This window comes from Kaistella chaponensis, from assembly GCF_900156725.1.
Classification (GTDB): domain Bacteria; phylum Bacteroidota; class Bacteroidia; order Flavobacteriales; family Weeksellaceae; genus Kaistella; species Kaistella chaponensis.
On the sequence record NZ_FTOI01000013.1, the window covers coordinates 34,888 to 54,341 of the forward strand.

Below are 19,454 nucleotides of genomic sequence, written 5' to 3' on the forward strand. Positions count from 1 at the left end.
ATGGTGTTTTAATGGTTATTTATCTTAATATTTTTATAATCTGCATCCACGTTGATTATGAATGTATGAACTTGATAAAAATTTTACATATCGTGACCCGCCATGGGATCAACCCCTTTCTTGAAAATGTATTCACTGTTCAGTAGGTATGCTCCGGACACCACTACTTCGTCTCCCGCCTTAATTCCTGATGTGATTTCTATTCTGTCTTCATATTCGAGACCCGTTTCCACCATTCTGTTGACGAAGGTGTTCTTCGCGGTTTTCACCCACACCGTGGAGGATTTACCATCTCTAATCACCGCATCCACAGGCATGGAAAGGCCATCACGGGATTTGTTTTCCACCAGAACATATACCGGCATGCCGGGTTTCAGCAGATTTCCTTTGTTGGGCACGGAAATGCGAACCAGATTTATCCTGCTGGAGGCGCTTATTTCAGGGTTTGTAAAATCAACCTTCCCATTAATCTTCAAATTATCCAGATCGGGAATATATACGGTGACCTTGCTGTCTTTCTGAAGGAGAGCCATTTGGGAAGAATACACCTGCGCCTCTGCCCAAAGCGATGAAAGATCTGCCAGATTCACGATGGTGCTACCTTCGGCAAGATAATCGCCTTCGGCAATGCTCAGATCGGTGATGTAACCGGCCGCATTGCTGAACACGGTAGTAGTAGGTGTGGCTTTTCCTGATCTTTCCAGCTGTTTGATCTGGCCTTCGGACATTCCCCATAAATAAAGCTTGTTGCGGGAACTTTGGAGCAACTGATCAAAATCAATGGAAGTATTACCGACGAACAGCTTGCGTCTTTCTAATGCCAGCAAATATTCCTGCTTTGCATTATTGAGTTCTTCACTGTAAATATCGACCAACGGCGCCCCCTTCGGAACAAAATCGCCAATGTTTTTATAATACAACCGTTCAACTCTACCCATTACTCTGGAACTTACTGCCTGCATTTGGTACTGATTAAAATTGAGTGTTCCAGTCAGGGTAAGTTTGTCGGCCATAGACCCATCAGATAGCGCGACTGTTTTGATATTCCCAAGTTTAACCTGCTCGTCATTCAAGATAATTTCGTTAGGATCAGTATTCTTTTTCTTCTCGACAGGCACCAAATCCATGTGACAAATGGGGCATTTTCCGGGTTTATCGGAGACTACCTGCGGGTGCATGGAACAGGTGTAGTAGATATCGTGGCCGGCATGCGGATCTTCCTCCTTTTTACAGGAGTAAAGAAAAACCAGCAAGGCCAGCATTAAAATATTAAATTTCATCTTATCAATTTTTATCTGTTAATTTTTATGAAACTTTCGCTGTCCATCAGGTACTGTGCATTTTCGGCAACTCCATCTTCAGGAAGCAAACCACTGACGATCTGAATTTTATCGCCTACCACCGCGCCGGTAACAACCTTGTGGGCAATAAAACCGCCTTCAACTTTTTTGAACGCAATTTTATCAATCCCCAAAGAAACCACCGCTGATTTCGGCAGCCAATCTGCCATTCTGTTGTGGCTCATAATCTCCGCTTTAACCTGACTTCCGACAGGAATTTTTGCGGTGGAATTATCAAAATAGACGCGCGCCGTTGCGGTTTTGCTGCCCTGCCTGAAAAAGGGTTCAATAAAACCGATGATTCCTTTGAAGCGGTTATCCGGATTGGCTTCAGGGATGATCATGACTGACTGTCCTTTGCTGACCAGTGCAATGTCTTCAGAGAAAATATTGATCAGGGCCCAGGTTCTGTTGGGATTGTAGACACTGAAAATATTCTGTCCTTTCTGGAGATAAATTCCCTCTTTTAGGGGTAGTTCAGCGGTGACCGCGTTATTTGAAGCCATTGCGGGTGCAGATTGTGGTGATGACCCCATGCTTCCGGCCGATCCTGCCTGCTGAATGTGTCCGCTGTAATTGCTGAAAACCGGAACTGTGAGATCAGGTTTCCCTCGCTGGATGACTTTCTGTATCTGTGAAGCCGGCATTCCCAAAAGAAGGAGTTTCTGGCGTGAAGCATCGATCATTGTTTTGTTTGAGCGGTCATTTTTAATAACGAAGAGCAGGTTTTGCTGTGCGGTTAAAAGTTCCGGGCTGTATATATCTAAAATACGCTGCCCTTTCGACACTTTCTGGTATTTATACCGCACATAGAGTTTCTCGATACGGCCCGCAACGCGTGAGGAAATACTGCCAATCTGTCGAGTATCGTATTCTACCGTCCCTAAAGCATCAACCGTGGTGGGTATGTTTTCTCTTTTTACTTTTATTACGGGCTGTTCCGACACTACAAATTCATTGGTTGGTTTCAACAGATCGTCGAGTTTAATCCCCTCTTCCTTTTTTTCAGGGGCATCTTTCAGGACCAAATCCATCCCACATTTGGGACATTTGCCGGGTTTGTCTGAAATCACTTCCGGGTGCATCGGACAGGTATAAGTATGCATTGCAGCTTCTGCCGAGTGCTTATCTTCCCAGAACTTAACTTTGTCACACGCCGTCAAAGCAAATAAAAGCATAGTGAATATTATAATTTTTCTCATCTTCTTTCAATTAAGCGGTCAATTTCAGTTTGCGTCTGCAGTGCTTTGGTAAGGATCTCGAAATATTCCAGTTGGGCCATATTCAGCTGTTCCCATGCGTCATATAACATGAAGAGTTCTTCCGTATTCTGCTCGTAGCCTAACTGCATGGATTTGTAGTTGTTTTTTAAGGCCGGAATAATGGTGTCTTCATAGAGTTTGAGCTGATTTTTATTCAGGTCCAGTTCGTTGCGCATTCCGTAGGCCATTCCACTGTATTCGTTCACCATCATTTCTTTCTGTGCCTGCAAGGCCTCTTCTTTCAGTTTGAGACTTTCAATATTGGCTTTATTCATGCCTGAAGCCCAGGAAACAAACGGCAGCTTTGCCATCAGCATGAGTGAAAACTGCATGGGCTGGCCGCCAAAACCAAACATGTTTTCGAACTTTACGCCAAATTCCGGCTTTAGATTCTGCTTTTCCAGATCCTGTTTGAGTTTGGCAATATTGATTTCCCGGTCGATGCCGCGGAGATCACTTCTGTTCTGATAAAATAGATCCTGACCAAAAGTCTCGAGAGAATAATCATTCAGGTTGTATTCCGGTTCAATCTCCAGTGGCGCGAGCGGGTCTCTTCCCATGAGGGCATTCAACCGGATCCGGTTGACGCGGAGGTCATTCTCGTACATGAGCTGCATGTTTTTGGAGCTTCCGAGGGCGGCTTTGGCTTTGTAATATGCAGATATTTTGGAAAGCCCGTTTTTGTACCGGATCTCGGCGTTTCTGATCATGAAATCCAGCATCTTTTCGTTTTCCTTTACGACCTTCAGCTTTTTATCCAGGACGATTGAACTGTAATACAGTTTTTTCGCATCCTGAAAGTTTTCATTGAGGGCGGCATAGAGTTTTTCCTTTTCTACGGAAGACATTGCCTTCATCAGATTCTCGTTGGCATCGAGTTTCTTTCTGTTGGGCAACATCTGTTCTACCGAAACTGCTACTGAGCCCATACCGAGCATATCGCCGTCGCGCTGCCAGAGTTTTGGATTATAGGGCGTCATGAAGAAACCGGCTCCAACGGTTGGGGGCATCCAGCTTCTTGCGCCTTTGGCCGCAGCGTCCATTGACCGGACTTCCGCATTATACATTTTAACCACCGGATGGTTGGCTGCGATACTGTCCATTACAGCGGGCAGGGACATTTGCTGAGCAAAAGTGGCGGTAAAAAGCAAGGTAAGTACTCCTGTTATTATGAATTTTATCATTTTGTAATAATTAAGGATTAATGGGAAGCGTCGAGGACGTCAATTTTTCCCAGTTTATTCAGTTCCCATTCTTTCTGCATGTAAAAGATAATGGGGGTTACCAACAGGATGTGAATTGCGGAAGTAAAAACGCCACCCACCATCGGTAATACGATTGGTTTCATCATATCACTTCCCACGCCGTGGCTCCAAAGGATTGGTACAAGTCCGAAGAGGGTGACACACACGGTCATAATTTTAGGTCTTAATCTTTTGGCTGCTCCATTAATGACGTACTCCCGAAGTTCTTCATTGGTAATGGTCTCCCGTGAGTTGCCATTTTTGGCAATAAGCTGAATCATGGCATCGTTCAGGTAAATGACCATCACAATTCCGGTTTCTACCGCAAGTCCGAACAGGGCAATAAAGCCGACTGCTACTGCTACAGAGAGATTGACGCCCCAAAGCGAAATCATGAATACGCCGCCGATTAAGGCAAAAGGAATACTGATGAGATTAAAGAAAGCTTCGCGGTAGGAATTGAACGCAAAATACATCGAAAGGAAAATCACTATTAGTACGAGGGGCATAATCATTTTTAAAGTCTGCTCACCGCGAATCAGGTTTTCGTACTGTCCGCTCCATTCCACGAAATAACCTTTAGGCATTTTGTTCACCATGTTATTGAGTTTTGCCTGGGCTTCTTCTACGGTACTGCCTAAATCCCGGTCGCGTACGTTGAATAGAACAGTTCCACGCAACATTGCATTTTCAGAATTGATCATTGGTGGTCCTTCTGTAAGACGAATGTCAGCCACTGCACTTAGCGGAATGGAACCAAATTCCATCGTCTGCATGGGCAATCTTCTCAGAGATTCCAAATTATTTCTGAACTCCTGGCCGTATCTGGCATTTACCGAAAAGCGCTGTCGGCCTTCCACGGTGGTGGTGAGTTTCATTCCGCCGAGCGCACTTTCCACGACGGCATTTACATCATCCACACTTAGCCCGTATCTTCCTACTTCTTCGCGTTTCACTTGAATGTCCACATATTTTCCGCCGGTAATCGGTTCGACATACATGTCCTTGATCCCTTCAATTCCTGTGAGTTCCTTTTTAATCTTTTCTGAAAGGACGGCAATACTGTCCAGGTTCTGTCCGTATACTTTTACGCCCACATCCGTTCTGATCCCGGTTGAAAGCATATTGATTCGGTTGGAAATCGGCATGGTCCAGCCATTGGTTACGCCTGGAATCTGCAGTTTGGCATTCAGCTCATTGATGAGATCATCTTTTGTTTTGCCCTCGCGCCATTCGCTTTGCGGTTTCAACAAAATAATGGTTTCAATCATGGAGATGGGTGAATTATCTGTCGCCGTGTTGGCTCTTCCGGCTTTTCCGAGGACATGATCCACTTCCGGAATTCCCTTAATGATTTTATCCTGTACCTGCAGTAATCTTTTGGCTTCAGAGTTTGAAATATCGGGAAGGGTAACCGGCATAAAGAGCAGGGATCCTTCATCCAAAGGCGGCATAAACTCACGTCCAAGGTTCATTATCATTGGAATACTGATGAGCAGTGCCAAAATATTAATTCCCAGCGTGGTTTTTTTCCATTTCATGCACCATCTTATCAGCGGTTCGTAAATCCGTTCCAAGCCTCTGTTTATTGGGTTTTTATTATCGTCCTTAAATTTTCCCTTCATGAAAAAGGAGATGAGCACCGGGGCAAGGGTAAGCACCAGGATTGCATCAACAATCAGGATGAATGTTTTAGTGTACGCCAGCGGATGAAAAAGTTTACCTTCCTGACCGGTCAACATAAATACCGGGAGAAAAGAAACCACGATGATTACCGTAGAAAAAAATACGCCTCTGGATACCTGTAAGGATGATTTTTCGATAATCTTCAACCGAATGTCTTCGGGAATTTTAACGTAACTGTCTTTCTCCTTCTCTTTTTTTCTGAATATATTTTTAAACCAGTTGGTCTTCATTGTTAGGGGGTTTTATTTTGTTGATGGTTCTGCCAATCGGAGAGATTTTTATATGCATTTTCAGACATGATAATTCCGTTATCCACGATCACCCCAATTGCCAGCGCAATTCCTGTAAGGGACATGATATTGGAGGAAAGTCCAAACGCATTGAGCAGAATAAAACTGATGGCAATGGTGACTGGAATCTGAATGATGATGCTCAATGCACTTCGCCAGTGGAATAGGAACAGAATAACAATGATTGCCACCACGATAATTTCTTCAATCAGCTTGGTTTTAATATTGTCTATTGCCCCTTCAATCAGCGTACTGCGGTCGTACGATGTCTTGAAGGTGACGCCTTCAGGGAGTCCTTTTTCAACGTCCTTCATTTTCTCTTTCACATCGTTGATGACCTTATCTGCATTTTCGCCATACCGTGCCACAACGATACCGCCCACAACTTCGCCTTCACCGTCTGCATCAAAAATACCCAGACGCAGATCGCCACCCATCTGTACAGAGCCAATATCTTTGACCCGCACGGGAATACCGTTGTAATTTCCCAAAGCAATTTCTTCGATATCGGCTACGTTCTTGATGTAACCCAGACCGCGAATGATATAGGCCATATCAGCCATTTCAAATTTACGTCCGCCCACATCATTATTGTTGGCTTTCACTTTGTTCATGACATCCATCAGAGAGACGTTATAGTACTGGAGTTTTACAGGATCTACAATGAGTTGGTACTGTTTTTCGAAGCCGCCAAAGGAGGCTACTTCCGCCACACCGGGAACCGTCTGCAGAGCAAATTTCACATACCAGTCCTGGAGTGCGCGCTGGTCTCCCAAATCCATTTTAGGTGCATCGAAATGGTACCAGAAGACGTGACCAACGCCGGTACCATCCGGTCCGAGTGTAGGCGTTACGTCTTGCGGGAGTAGGCGTTGGGCATAGTTGAGCCGTTCCATTACCCGGGTTCTGGCCCAGTAAATGTCCACGTTATCTTCGAAAATAACATACACGAAGCTCATCCCAAACATGGAAGAGGCGCGGATGTTCTTAATTTTCGGAATTCCCTGAAGGTTGCTGACCAGCGGGAAAGTCACCTGATCTTCAATAATCTGGGGACTTCTGCCCATCCACTCCGTAAAAACGATGACCTGGTTCTCACTCAGATCCGGAATTGCATCGATGGGATTGTCCCTTACCGCAAAAATACCCCAGATAAAAAGGCCGATTGCTATCAGCAAAACGAAATACCTGTTGCGGAGGGACAGTTTGATTAAATTTTGAATCATGGTTCTGTACGGTTTTACTTAATTTCTTCCTGAACCTCGCCACATGAAAGCATTTCTTTGCCGTAATAAGGATTCTTCACCTCACGTGAATCGCTAAGCCAGAAGGCCCCTTTGTTATCATTATACATCGGGCAGAATACTTTGTACACCGGTTTTGGAGTTCCGAACTCTTTCAGCAGGTCGTAAAAATCTGCGCTCATTAAATCCAGATGTTCGCGCTGATGATCAATCTTTCCGGCGTTATCTGCAATGTGCTCGGCGTGTTCACTGATGCTTGATTCGAGATCAGCAAATTCTTTTTTCTGTTCAGCAGAAAAACCGTTTTTGTCTATTTTGGGAAAAGAAGCGAGGATCCCTTTGGCCGCACTCACCGCTTCTTTATCATCATCACCGGACAACGCGAAAGTAAGGTGGGTGTAATGAGAATAAAGCTCCGTAAGGTCAGCGGTAGTTTTTTTGGCGGCGGTCACGGTTACCTTAGCATCCATTGCCATATTGCCCATCGCTGCACTATCGGACATTGTGCTCATATCATGCTGCATTGATGTTTCAGTGGATTTTTTCTGTTCTTTGTTTTCTTTACAAGAAGAGAGTGCAAGTGTGCCAATTGCTAAAAGGCTGAATATTAGTGTTTTCATTATTTTATAAGTTTAAAGGTTATTTATTATTAAAAAAGGCTTCGTAGTTTGCTTTATTTTCGAAGTACACGACATTATCATTTTTATCAGAGATTGCGATAATTGCGGTCGCTTTATCGATGAGTTGATGAGATATCGGATCATACGCCATGCGCGCATTTTCTTCCTGCGGGATTCTGAGTTTGCAGTTTTCGCAGCAACCGTAGTAGGTTTTGCCGTCATGCTTTACTTCGAGCTGTTTTTTGCCCATGTAGGCATTATTCACCATGCAAACTTCATCGTTGGGAACGAGGTCTCCAGTTTTTGGCTGGTTATTAGTAACACCCGCATTTACCACTGCGGCATTTTTATTGGTTTCGGGACTATTACAGGAATAAAGGAATACGGCCAATACAGCCATTATACCAAAAGCCAAATTTTTCATGAAATTCAGATTTAAGATTAAGATTGGATTTGTTGAAGGGTCAGGCGGAAATTGAACTTTAAAGATCAATTTATTAAAGTGTGACGTATGACCACAATATTATTTCCCGTACATGACAATTACGGATACAGCAAAAAATAGGGTGCCGACAAGAAACAAACTACATTGTACGACAATGCATAATTTTGGCTGTAAGAAGAGTATTTACCCTATTTTTGGCGGTTGCCAAATGGTGTGAAATCCATTGGAATAAAATGGATTAAGATAATAGAATTGCGATCTTTTGGAAGTAAAATCAAACTTGTTTTGAGAATTTTGGAACTTATTGCTATCAGCGAGCACTGAATATTGAAAAGAACTGCAAGTATTTCCACTGCAGTTTCCGGAACAGTCACCGGTTGAGCATTGATGGGATTTAGGATGACAACATTCATCTTCACAGTCTCCACTGGAACATTCCGGCTGTAGCTCAGCTGATGACTGCCTGAACTCTAATGCAACCGAGGACTTTTCTACTTTATCAGCCTGACTATTTATGGCGCAACCGAATATAAAATTAGGTACCAGAAATAAAACCAGTATAAAACAGAAAAACAGTATTTTAGAATTAATATGCATTTTTAAGTAATACGTTACAAATATAGTTATTTTAATTTATTGATAGACCATTATTTGGCTATTGTTTTATGATAAAAATCAATTTTTATTACAATTTATCATGATAGATTTCTGTGTGTACAGTATGACATTCCATCGATTACAATACTTATTATAATACTTTACGCTGTAAATACTCTATCGTTACAAAATTAGGGACTAAATTCGCGATTGTTTAAAGTATTTTGGAATTTGTAATGGTTTTAAAATTATCTATACATATTCTATGACAAAAACCAAACAAAAATCGAAAATTAAGCAGCAAATTTGGGGAGGTTGACAAAGTTTGATTGTTGATGGATCACCACAAAAATTCTGTAAACTATTTTACATTAGATATTGTTTAAAACCAGCATCGAATGTTTTAATTCCGCTTTTTTTCGAGTATAGCATTCTTTCAGTTCCACTTCGTACTCCGGAACTCTCAAAGTGGCTTTTCCAATATTTAGAATATTTTTGTTCTTACTAATTAGATGTTGGAGATTCCACTGCTGAAGTGTAAAAATCGATGGGTTGTCAATATTACATTTTGTAAACTTGACAAATTAAAAAATTATCTACCTTCTACCTGCAAATTTCCTATTCTCGGTTTTGGATTCAGAATACTTAATGGCAACGACTCTATGTTTATCGTTTATTGCAGCGGAAAGAGCATGCTTAAATAATTTTCTATTTTCCACTTCCCTATCCTCCACATGATCAGTTTTGACATTCAATTTCAGCCGCGCTTTTTTCTCTTCTTTATATTGTTCAATTAAATTAGTTTCTATAAAGGGCAATTCTTCCAATTTCTCATCTATTTTGGATATATTCTCTGCGGTTGCTTGAGATTGTTTTTCTATTTCCGTAACATTCACGCCTTTCTCAGATAATTTTAAAATAGTATTATGGACTTCCACTTTGGCTAAATCTATACTTTTTTGGTACGATGTCAGTTGGGTTTCCCAATAATCTGCATTTACGTCTTCGCTATTTTTTGAATATTCTAAAATCCTGTGATAAGCATATTCCGCCTTATGAACTTCGGACTGTACTTTTGTAAATTCTTCATATTTTCTTAAAACGAAAGCACTATCTGCAAGAAATTTATTTTTTTCACTCTCTAATTTTTTTTTCAGCAACTCTATTTCAATTTTCGCTCTGGTTTCGGGATTTGTGATGATAGAAGTTTTCAATTCTTGAGTGCTTATATCCGAGATGTCTAAAACATCTGCACCCCTTTTCATCGCTTCCAAATATCTCGCTTGTTTAGACTGCAATTTTTGCAACATGAAAACATCAATACTATCATTGGTCAGCATAAAATTGATGCGCACGTTTTCATTTTTGTTTCCCTGTCGCCACGCTCGACCTTCAACTTGTCGCAAAGAAGTGAAATTGTAGGGCAATGTTAATAAATACACATCTGTTGTATTTTCCTGCAAGTTCATTCCTTCTTGAATGGCTTCACTTCCGATTATTATTTTTATTTTGCCTGAATTGAAATTATCCTGAATCGTTACTCGTTGCTTCTTTGGCGTACTTCCGGTGATAATTCCCACTTCTTCAGGATTGTAATTCAATTCTTTTATTAAATATTCTTTCAACTTTGGAAATTGCGCAACGGCTAATTCGGAATAAATTATCTGTCCAGAATCTGGAAGATCATTTTTATTTTGCCGAATAAGATTCATTGTTTCTTTTAATTTTGGTGAGTTTTCTATAAATTCATTCAAGGTTGGATCTTCTCCTTCATAATAAATTGATAGATAAGGAGAAAAAGCAATTAATCTTGCGTTGAGAATATGCCTTAAAATTGCTCCTTTTTCCGTTTCATTAAAATTTTGATTCAATAATTCATATTGCTCTGTCATTAAATCATTCTGCTCAATTTTGTACTCTTTATTAATTTTGGTCGGACGAATTAATTCCAGATTATCTTCTTCTCCTTTGATATCAATGAATTCTGAAAGCAATTGTTGAAATAACTGATTATTTTTAAATCGTCGCACATTGGGCTTAAATTTCACATCGCCTTTCGCATCAATCTCCATATCATTATCCGCTTCCATAAAAGTTTCAAAGAAATTATTCACGTTAAAATAGCCGGATTCTTCGAGTCGTTTATTTGCAATTAATGATAATATGGAATAGTATTCTAACGGTTTGTTGGTAAAAGGTGTTGCTGAAAGTAGCGTTACATTTCTTCCATTTTGTCTATCCTGGATATATTGTGCCGCCATCCAAGTATTGATTCCTAATTTAGAAGTCTGTTGATTTTGATGTCTAAAATCTGAGGCAAACCGACGATCTTCAATTTTTACTTTTCCTACAATATGATTGGCATTGTGAACTTCGTCATACGTTAAATGGTCAAATCCAAAGTCCTCCCAATCGTAAATTTTGCCGCGTTTCATTTTGCCTTCAATTTCTTTTTCTTTCTGGAGTTCAATCTGTAAATCCCTTTCTGTGTTGGTAACACTTTGGAGTTCGTTGGCAGAAATATAATTGAATCTTGACGACAATTTTTCAGTAATTTCATTGGAAAAACCGATATTATTAAACCCTTCATAAGTTACAATGGTAATTTCTCCCTCCTTATTATCAAATTTTGATAAGTCATAATCTTTTCCGAGATTTCCTAAAACATTGACTTTAGCACTGGGAATCGTTTCAAAAATTGTTTCTACCCATTGTTTTAGGATGCTGTCATTAGGAACTACAATCAATGGTTTTTTTGAATTTCCTCTATGCATTGCTTCATGTAAAGATAGAATCCCGGATAATGTTTTTCCAAAACCCACTTCATGTGCCAAAAGCCCTACTCCTTTTGTAGTTTGCCTTCCTATCCCAGATTTTTGAACTTCTGTTAATCGCAGTTCTGTTCCCTTAAAGTTTTGATAGATTTTAGAAAATAGCGGAAATTTTGAATAATCCGGAACGTGAATATGATTGTAATTTTTGTTGAACTCTTTAACGAATCGATCTCGCAAATCATCAGACAATTCCTCTCTGATAAATTTTGAAAACAAATCATTTGCGGCCGTTTTTCTTCTTTCCCGAATTAGAGCGTTTCGCTCTTTATCGCTTCCTGTTACGGTTTCGTTATCTACAAAACTTCTAACTTCCCACGAAGATGAGCCAGCAAAAGCCTCGCTCGGAAGATTGCTGACAAAATCTTTGAATTTTTCTGCAAGATTATATTTAACAATTACCGTTTCAGTCTCTCTTTTTTCATGATTATACTGCTCTTTTTCTATAGTTCCTAATTTAAATTGGTATACAAATTCGTGATTTGGATTGATAGAAATTTCTTCCAATGTTTTTAGTTTGGGCAGTACATTTAATAAAAGTGCTTTCTGCTTTTCATAATATTTCTTTTCCAATCCCAAAATTCCCCAATCTTCTTTAAAATCTTTTTCCAGTTGATCTAACTTCTCATAAATATTTCCTTCTGCATAATAAAAATCGTGAACATATTTTCCGTCTTGGTAGTTGGCGTAAGCAAAATGTCTGGAGTGATTATGAATCGTGCCGTCATAGGAAGTGGCTTTGAATGCTGCTATTTGTTCCTCAGTAATGTCCGAACTATTTTGCAATGATGCATCAACAATACGATCTTCTTTCGCAAATTGGTATTTCAAAACACCTTTCTTAATTAATGGTTGTGACTGAATTTCATATTCAGAATTTTTATTGTTTTGCGACTGAAGAACCTTATTTACTTTCTCTGACAGATCATTCAATTTTGCATTTGAAAAGTTCTCCGGTTTATCAGATATTTGACCTTTCGACTTTGCGAATTTTTCAATTTGTGCAAAAATTGAAGGAGATTTAAACTTGACGAAATTTAGTATTAACAGTACTTTCTCTAACTTTTCTAAAACAGATTTTCTAAGCGTTTCATTTTCAATTTTAGATTTCTGCCGAATATCTTTTTGTGAACTTTCAGAAATTGTAATCTTTAGCGGAACGATCTTGTCAAAACCATGTTCATTGATTTCTAAATCCTCGAAAAGATTGCCAATTCGTACCGTTTCTTTTCTATTTCGAAGATTACTAAGTAAAACGATTGCATCATCTAAATTGCCATGCACGTAAAATTCCAAACGTCCGAAGCGATTGGTTTTTTCTCTAATTTCCCCTAAGATATTTTGTGGATTGTTATCAAAATAATCAGAAATATTTTGATTGATAGATTGACTATTCTTTTTAAGAATTATAATATCCGTCCCGATTTGTGTTCCCGCAAAAGCACCACTTGGCAAACGGTAAGCACTTAACAATTCAGCATTATTCAATTTTTCGTGACGGTTCAACCAGCCGGAAGGAACAACCATTGCCAAAATCCCATCCTGTTTCAGAGAATCCAGACCACGTTTAATAAAATAGTCCTCATATTTTGAGATTTTACTTTCTTCACCTAACCCTTTATAAAAACCTCTGTGTTCTCCATAAGGTGGATTTCCAATGACCAAATCATATTTGTTGCTATAATCATTTGAACTCCTTTTGTTTCCATGATCATCAATAAATTCTGTTTCAAAAGATCGAAGATTGATTTCTGCTTCAGGATGAAAGATCTTTGCTATTTTCGCAGTGGTTGGATTTATTTCAAATCCTTTTACATCTGATTTGATGCCTAACCCAGCAGAAGCATTGATGAAATTACCTGTTCCAACACTAGGTTCCAAAACAGATATTTCCTTTTTATATTTGAATTGATCAGAAATCAGATTGCGAACTGCATCTACAATTTTACTATCTGTATAATATTCATCAAGAATTCCGCGTCCTTCTTTTGCAGTTCCACCGCTTTTAAACTGGTTACAAATATCTTTAAGATCATCGGTAATGATGACATTTTCCCTAATTATTATTTTGCCAGTTTCAGAAACAAAACAAGCCGCAGAAACTACTTCTGCGACTTGTTCATTGGTCAATTTTTGACCCTTATATTTTTCTATTAAGTTGTTTAATTCTATTAACTCCGCAGAAGTTTTTATTATTTTTCCATCCAGGATAATTTCTCCGCTTTCATTTTCTGAAGCATTTTCCTGTTGTGCACTTCTAATGGATTTTGCGATTCTTCTTCCAGTGAGATTGATCCGTTTTGATTCTGGAGATCCATTTCCAGCATTTTCGCTGCCCAATTTTTGTCCGCTTGCGATATCTCGTTTCTGTTCGGATTCGAGAGTTTTGCTAAATTCTCCACTACTGTTTCCAGTGGATTGGATTTTAAAGTTTTCATTTTCGACTGTATTTGGTTCTACTAAATTAACATTTTTATTTTGAAGTTCTAATTTATGCTGCAAATATTCATTCAGGTCATTGTGCTCATTTTCTGAAATATTATATAAGGCACGAATGTCTTTGACACTATTGTTAATGAACGAGTTTAAAATTTTTACTGTCGCTTCGTTTCCGGCTTTATCACCGTCCAGACATAGAAATATTTTACCTTTGTAATCCGAATATTTATTTAAAAATTTGTCAAGATTTGTAATGGAATTAAGGGTGATCAGTGTTCTGTTATTTTTTTGATTATTTACTTTCAAAAGTTGCGCAAAGGATAACATATCTGTCATTCCTTCAAAAACGACCACCTCATTTTTTTCACCTATTATTTCTGAAATATTATTTTTCCCAACCTTCGACTTCATTAATGAATTTCGAATTTCGAACCCGCCAGATATATTTTCGATTCCGATTCCAAAATAATTTTTACCTGCAAATTCGTAATGAATTTGCTTGGTGTGATCCACTAAAATTTGCTTTGATATACCGCGACCTTCAAAATAGGATATCAATTTTTCATTACTGGGTATTAGTGAATTTGTAATATGAATAGTCGCTGACTTACTCTCATCTTTCAATAAATTTGTTTGTTCATTTCTAATACTATTATCGTACAGCATAAAATTTTGATTAAAGTTTTTAACAAATTCTAGGGCATTTCTCCAATCTACATTTTCGAATTCCATTACTGCTTTTATAATTTGACCACCTTCACCAGTTTTAAAATCATAATACCCATTGTCTGAAACAGAAAATTTATTATGGTCTGTTTTAAAATAATATTCTCTTCCGATTTTACGGTCGAAGTTCAATTCACCTCTCTTTTCAAGATGAAGAAAATAGTCAAGTATGGACAGACTTTTTGAAATAGTTTCAATTTCAGAATTAGAATAATAGAATGAATCTTCACGCATTATTTTTTCTTTTTTACAAACTCATTAAATTCAAATATTTCTTTGGCTTCATCGTCCCAATTCTTTCTGGGTAGCAATTGAAGTGTTACGAAAATATCTTTGTCTTTATTGTAGGAATCAATTCGTTCAAGCCTTCCGCCGTAATCAATTTCTGCGTGTCTATAAATAGAATAAGGCAAAATAGTGTCGGTTGGAAAGATGTAATAGCGTGAAAAACTTTTTGCGGAATTCACTTCAAATCGTCTATATTTTTTATTGAAAAGCACGGTGTCACTAATGTTTTTACGATGAAGATAATTTGGAATCCATTCGTCTGAGAAAAGTGCGCCTTCTTTCTTTTTAGAAACTAAAAGCGCCCTTTGATGTTTTGAAAGATCTGAAAGAATTGCACTGCCACTATTCTCAAGTCCAACTTTATAACAGATTGAATCTTTGATGTAATAAATGTTTTCTGTCACTTCAGGAAAAGTCAAATCCGGTATTAACTCTATCAGGTTAGAACCTGAATAATTCATTCTTGAAATGTGAAAATTCTGCACCTTATCCAGTCCTTTTGAGGCATCCAAATAAACATTCGAAATAAGATCCAGACCACCCTTTTCAGGTCTTATTTCTTTTCTACAAGAGTAAGTCACCAGTAATAATAGTGGCACTAATATTAATGTCACTTTCCTCCGTGACCTGCATATATTTCTACTAAACATCCTAACTTTTTGTAACATATCTTTGCTTTTAAAAAAGAAAAAAAACGGTTAATTAAAGTAAACCAACCGTTTTTATAATTCAATGATTGATGGTCTTACCTTTTGATAATCTGTTCCTTCACCTGATTTTTATCGTGCTTATTCTCGTTCTCCAAACCTTCCAGAGGCTTATTGGTATTAATCCGGTTCATGTCCTGATCGTAGATACTCAAGTTCTTATATTGCGGATTGAGCACTGCTTTCCCTTCAACAACGTTGTCGTCCATTTCAAATTTCACTTTTACCACGTTTCCTTTTTCCAGAGATTTGATCGTGCTTTCTCGATATTCCGGCTTGTCGAAAATTAAATTGGATTTCTCTACAATCTGATCGGTATCTACTCCATAATTTTTGTAAAAATTTTGAAAATTATAATTCCCTTTTTCCGTTTTAGGTTCCGCAAAGTTCAGTTTCACAAAAGCAGGTTCAAGCTGTTCTGTTTTTGGATTCGTAAATTCAATTTTTACAGATCGTCCCTCTAATAAATTAATTGCTTCCTTCGCTGTAAATGTATTCTCTCTATTCACCGGGAAGTTTTGTGATATTTCTTCTCCCTTATTAGTGTTCAAAACAGCCTTGTAGGAATTAAGGAAAACTCCTCCACTGTCTGTCTTATTAAATTTTAAAGTAAAATCCACCTCATTGCCAGCTGATGCTTTGTCTGAACGGATTTTAATTTCAAATTGATTATCCGCCGAATTTATACCAGTTTCTAAATCTTTGTGAAGTTTATCGCCTTCACCAAAGCCAAGATATTTCAGTTGGTTTTGTAAATAATCTTGTTGATCGAATTCCTTCTTTTCCATAATTTTTGATTTTTGATTTTGTTTATAATTACTACTATTTGAATTTTCACGTACTTCGTTATTCATTTCTTTTGGACTTTTCAACTCGCCACTATCAGCAAAAGATTCATATAATTTCCGTCCATTTCCACTGTTGAATCGAATTGCATCTAAAATTTCAATATCCGAAAAGTGAAGCTTTTTGTTGTAGACGTTAACTTGTTCCGGAGTGATGTTATTACCATATAAAATACATTTTGATCCACCAAACCGTGCAACCTTGGCAATAATAAAGTCGAGCTGTTTATCGGGAGGCATTATAAATTTTCCAACGATATTCAGCTGGTTGTTGAGCACCAACAATTCCGTCTTATCGGATATTCCAAATTTTTGCGAAGTAATAAATTTTGCAATATCAGCTGAGCTCGTAATTTTGACGGGTTGAAAATTTTCCACCAGAACCTGTTTACTGAACGAATAGGGCTGTATTTCTTTAAAAGATTCTGGATTAGATTTCATATAAATATGAGCGGTTTCATTTTCATCAAAAACGACATACTTTCCGCTTCTTAAATTGATGATGACCCCACTATTTACCCTAATATCTGAATCTTCTAATGCCTTTTTCAACTTGTTAATACAATCCACATCTGCTTTTGAAACTTTCAAATTTCCGCTTGGATGATTATGTACCAAAGTGATTGCTGAAGGGTTTGCTTCAAGAACATTCCCGATCAAAAGCCGGTTATCAACAAATGCCGCATCAAAAGTTCCAGTTGAAATATGCTGAACAAAATATCCTTTATCTTTAAAATCATAGACTAAAAAGGCATGCTCTACGGCTTCATCTTCTAGGGCTTTGAATAACCACGCAACATCATCAATACTTCCGATTTTTTCATTTCCAAAAAGTTGGAGTGATTTGTTTTCAGCGAAACGTCTTTCTACTAATGCAAAATCGTTGGATCGTAAAGAATCTTGCGGTTCCCGTAGCAAATTGGATCCGGCACCAGTTTCATTGGGATTGAACAATTTAAAGGGTAATTTTTCGCCAGATGATGTTTTTGCATACCTTGTCGTTGCATCCGCTTCAAAACTAAAGTTTGAGTTTGCCGATATTTTCGCTTCGCCATTTGCTGTAATCGATCGGATTTCTTTTTCATTTTGCGTTAAGTTTGGATGGTATTTATCTTCGAGTTCTTTTCTAATTTCTTTAATCGGAATAATTGCATCGTAATCAATCAAATGGGATTTTTGTCCTTCATCTAATCTCACTACAAGTGATTCCCCCGTTTGAAAATAGTTGAACCCCATTTTCATAAATTCGAGATTAGCAATCGCTTCATCAATGTCGGAAAATTCCATTTTCTGAAAACCCGCGGATTCAATTTGTTCGTTGTATTTGCCTATTTCTAATGTTACACTCATATTTAGTTATTAATAATGGTGGAATTTTTTACAATTTTATCTTCTGAAACCTCGAGATTTTTCCTGGTTTTCTTCTCGCTCAAGTTCTTCATCTCTAATCCGGTTCGCATCTTGATACAAATCAGGATCGTTCACATTAAGTTGAACATCCGACTGTTGTTGCTTCGAAAGATTATTTTGATTCTGAGTAAGTGAGTTGACGCTGTTGATTTCCTTTGATACGATATTCAAATCGTTGGTTATTACTTTTGCCATCTCTGGGAATTGATCGATTTTATCCTGCAGAAAGCTTTTAAGTTTTTGCAATTCTATTTTATATCTATTCGTTTCAGATACATCATTTTTATCTGCTATGATTGCAGTCAGTTCCAGTGCGTTTTTCACCAAATCAAACTCAACCACATTTTTGGTTTCCTTGTCATAAACAAAAGCTTTCTTCTCAAAGTTTAAATGGCTGTCGCGTTTCGAAGGGTTCATGATTTCCGAATACACTATCCTTTCTTGGCTTTCTGCCAAAATGGCAGAAATGTTTTTATCTCGTTCCAGAAATACGACGTTTAAACGGTTGTTGTTTTCAACCAGCTGAAAAGTTGCTCTGTTCTTTTTATTATCGGCTACAATGCTGTAACCTTGAAGAAATTTTTGAATATCCTCCGCTGATAGTTTTTTTGAAAATGAATTGTCAGGCTCTACAATGCCATATTTCTTTAATTCGTCTGTAGGTAAATTGTTAGTTTGCATGGTATGTTGCTATTAAATTATTTGCTTTTATGAGATCGTTTAAAAAATGAATTGGATTAATATATTCTCCATTTTCACTTACAGAAAAATGAAGATGTGCGCCGGTTGAATGTCCAGAATTGCCGCTTTTAGCAATGATAAATCCCGCTTTTACAATTTCACCGGCTTTATAGTAAATTTCGGATAAGTGCAGATAGGAGGTGACAACGGAACTAGCATGTTTTATTTTAATATAATTCCCGCCTCCTTTAGAATCCCAACCGGAATCGGTTACTACGCCGTCCATCACGGCATACACCTTTTCGTAATACGCTTTTATATCTGCACCGTTGTGCATCTTGTGCATTCCAAAGATTGGATGAGTTCGGGTACCAAAAGGAGAAGTAACAGCGATTCCATTTTTTAGGGGCATGTGAATTTTAGTTGTAATGCTTACTTCCCTGTCATCTACATAATTGAATGTTTTAAGAGATTTAGAATTTTTTTTCAATGAGGCGCTTGCTTTCAAAATGAGTATTAATGAATCTTCGATCCTTTTAAAATTAAATTGCTGTTCTTTAATTTTTGAAGAATTAGTTTTCATCAGCATCGATTTCATAGAATCAATTTCCCTTTTCAGTTCTGCTTTTGAAGGAGAGCTAAATAGCTTTATCCCTCTGCTTTTCTTCTCTCTTTGATCGTCCTTCTGATTTTGAAATTTTCGCTTATCTACGTCCAAAGGTGTAACAGCCTCCTTGTCAATGGACGTGCGCGTCAAAGTATTGAATTGCGCATTCGTCATTTGGATAGAAAACATGCA

The 19,454-nt window shown here is 38.0% G+C and carries 13 protein-coding genes; all 13 read right to left on the bottom strand.

What is annotated here, in order from left to right; genetic code table 11:
* Nucleotides 1-83: 83 nt before the first annotated feature.
* On the bottom strand, nucleotides 84-1,280 hold the full coding sequence (locus BW932_RS12095) for an efflux RND transporter periplasmic adaptor subunit (RefSeq protein WP_076387932.1): 1,197 nt from the start codon (nucleotides 1,278-1,280) through the stop codon (nucleotides 84-86).
* An 11-nt stretch (nucleotides 1,281-1,291) separates the two neighbouring features.
* Nucleotides 1,292-2,542, bottom strand: coding sequence for an efflux RND transporter periplasmic adaptor subunit (locus BW932_RS12100; protein WP_245820734.1), 1,251 nt, complete (start codon nucleotides 2,540-2,542; stop codon nucleotides 1,292-1,294).
* Nucleotides 2,539-3,786: a TolC family protein gene (locus tag BW932_RS12105; protein ID WP_076387934.1), complete on the bottom strand. Its 1,248-nt coding sequence runs from the start codon at nucleotides 3,784-3,786 to the stop codon at nucleotides 2,539-2,541. The genes BW932_RS12100 and BW932_RS12105 overlap by 4 nt, the downstream gene beginning before the upstream one ends.
* A gap of 17 nt (nucleotides 3,787-3,803) precedes the next feature.
* Nucleotides 3,804-5,762, bottom strand: a complete 1,959-nt coding sequence (locus BW932_RS12110; RefSeq protein ID WP_076387936.1) for an efflux RND transporter permease subunit — start codon at nucleotides 5,760-5,762, stop codon at nucleotides 3,804-3,806.
* A 2-nt stretch (nucleotides 5,763-5,764) separates the two neighbouring features.
* Nucleotides 5,765-7,048, bottom strand: a complete 1,284-nt coding sequence (locus tag BW932_RS12115) for an efflux RND transporter permease subunit (RefSeq protein WP_076387938.1) — start codon at nucleotides 7,046-7,048, stop codon at nucleotides 5,765-5,767.
* Between the two features lie 14 nt (nucleotides 7,049-7,062).
* Nucleotides 7,063-7,686: a DUF3347 domain-containing protein gene (locus tag BW932_RS12120; protein ID WP_076387940.1), complete on the bottom strand. Its 624-nt coding sequence runs from the start codon at nucleotides 7,684-7,686 to the stop codon at nucleotides 7,063-7,065.
* Nucleotides 7,687-7,705: 19 nt separating this feature from the next.
* Nucleotides 7,706-8,110 (bottom strand): hypothetical protein, encoded by a 405-nt coding sequence (locus BW932_RS12125; RefSeq protein WP_076387996.1) that lies wholly within the window; start codon nucleotides 8,108-8,110, stop codon nucleotides 7,706-7,708.
* A gap of 209 nt (nucleotides 8,111-8,319) precedes the next feature.
* Complete coding sequence (locus tag BW932_RS12130; RefSeq protein WP_076387942.1) at nucleotides 8,320-8,544, bottom strand: hypothetical protein; 225 nt, start codon at nucleotides 8,542-8,544, stop codon at nucleotides 8,320-8,322.
* Between the two features lie 780 nt (nucleotides 8,545-9,324).
* Entirely contained in the window at nucleotides 9,325-14,958 is a 5,634-nt protein-coding gene (locus BW932_RS12135) for a helicase-related protein (protein WP_076387944.1), read from the bottom strand.
* On the bottom strand, nucleotides 14,958-15,680 hold the full coding sequence (locus BW932_RS12140; protein WP_245820736.1) for a hypothetical protein: 723 nt from the start codon (nucleotides 15,678-15,680) through the stop codon (nucleotides 14,958-14,960). Before BW932_RS12140 ends, BW932_RS12135 begins: the two co-directional genes overlap by 1 nt.
* Nucleotides 15,681-15,757: 77 nt before the next feature.
* Entirely contained in the window at nucleotides 15,758-17,914 is a 2,157-nt protein-coding gene (locus BW932_RS12145) for a JAB domain-containing protein (RefSeq protein WP_076387948.1), read from the bottom strand.
* A 36-nt stretch (nucleotides 17,915-17,950) separates the two neighbouring features.
* Nucleotides 17,951-18,655, bottom strand: a complete 705-nt coding sequence (locus BW932_RS12150) for a hypothetical protein (protein ID WP_076387950.1) — start codon at nucleotides 18,653-18,655, stop codon at nucleotides 17,951-17,953.
* The gene (locus tag BW932_RS12155; RefSeq protein ID WP_245820738.1) at nucleotides 18,645-19,451 is read right to left on the bottom strand and encodes a M23 family metallopeptidase; all 807 of its coding nucleotides are present in this window, start codon (nucleotides 19,449-19,451) and stop codon (nucleotides 18,645-18,647) included. The genes BW932_RS12150 and BW932_RS12155 overlap by 11 nt, the downstream gene beginning before the upstream one ends.
* Between the last annotated feature and the right edge of the window lie 3 nt (nucleotides 19,452-19,454).

What these genes read in the sequence shown, in the direction of transcription:
- BW932_RS12120 (WP_076387940.1), bottom strand. Translation starts at nt 7,686, where the DNA reads ATGAAAACACTAATATTCAGCCTTTTAGCAATTGGCACACTTGCACTC.
- BW932_RS12140 (WP_245820736.1), bottom strand. Translation starts at nt 15,680, where the DNA reads ATGTTACAAAAAGTTAGGATGTTTAGTAGAAATATATGCAGGTCACGG.
- BW932_RS12110 (WP_076387936.1), bottom strand. Translation starts at nt 5,762, where the DNA reads ATGAAGACCAACTGGTTTAAAAATATATTCAGAAAAAAAGAGAAGGAG.
- BW932_RS12125 (WP_076387996.1), bottom strand. Translation starts at nt 8,110, where the DNA reads ATGAAAAATTTGGCTTTTGGTATAATGGCTGTATTGGCCGTATTCCTT.
- BW932_RS12100 (WP_245820734.1), bottom strand. Translation starts at nt 2,542, where the DNA reads ATGAGAAAAATTATAATATTCACTATGCTTTTATTTGCTTTGACGGCG.
- BW932_RS12155 (WP_245820738.1), bottom strand. Translation starts at nt 19,451, where the DNA reads ATGTTTTCTATCCAAATGACGAATGCGCAATTCAATACTTTGACGCGC.
- BW932_RS12115 (WP_076387938.1), bottom strand. Translation starts at nt 7,048, where the DNA reads ATGATTCAAAATTTAATCAAACTGTCCCTCCGCAACAGGTATTTCGTT.
- BW932_RS12095 (WP_076387932.1), bottom strand. Translation starts at nt 1,280, where the DNA reads ATGAAATTTAATATTTTAATGCTGGCCTTGCTGGTTTTTCTTTACTCC.
- BW932_RS12130 (WP_076387942.1), bottom strand. Translation starts at nt 8,544, where the DNA reads ATGAATGTTGTCATCCTAAATCCCATCAATGCTCAACCGGTGACTGTT.
- BW932_RS12145 (WP_076387948.1), bottom strand. Translation starts at nt 17,914, where the DNA reads ATGAGTGTAACATTAGAAATAGGCAAATACAACGAACAAATTGAATCC.
- BW932_RS12135 (WP_076387944.1), bottom strand. Translation starts at nt 14,958, where the DNA reads ATGCGTGAAGATTCATTCTATTATTCTAATTCTGAAATTGAAACTATT.
- BW932_RS12105 (WP_076387934.1), bottom strand. Translation starts at nt 3,786, where the DNA reads ATGATAAAATTCATAATAACAGGAGTACTTACCTTGCTTTTTACCGCC.
- BW932_RS12150 (WP_076387950.1), bottom strand. Translation starts at nt 18,655, where the DNA reads ATGCAAACTAACAATTTACCTACAGACGAATTAAAGAAATATGGCATT.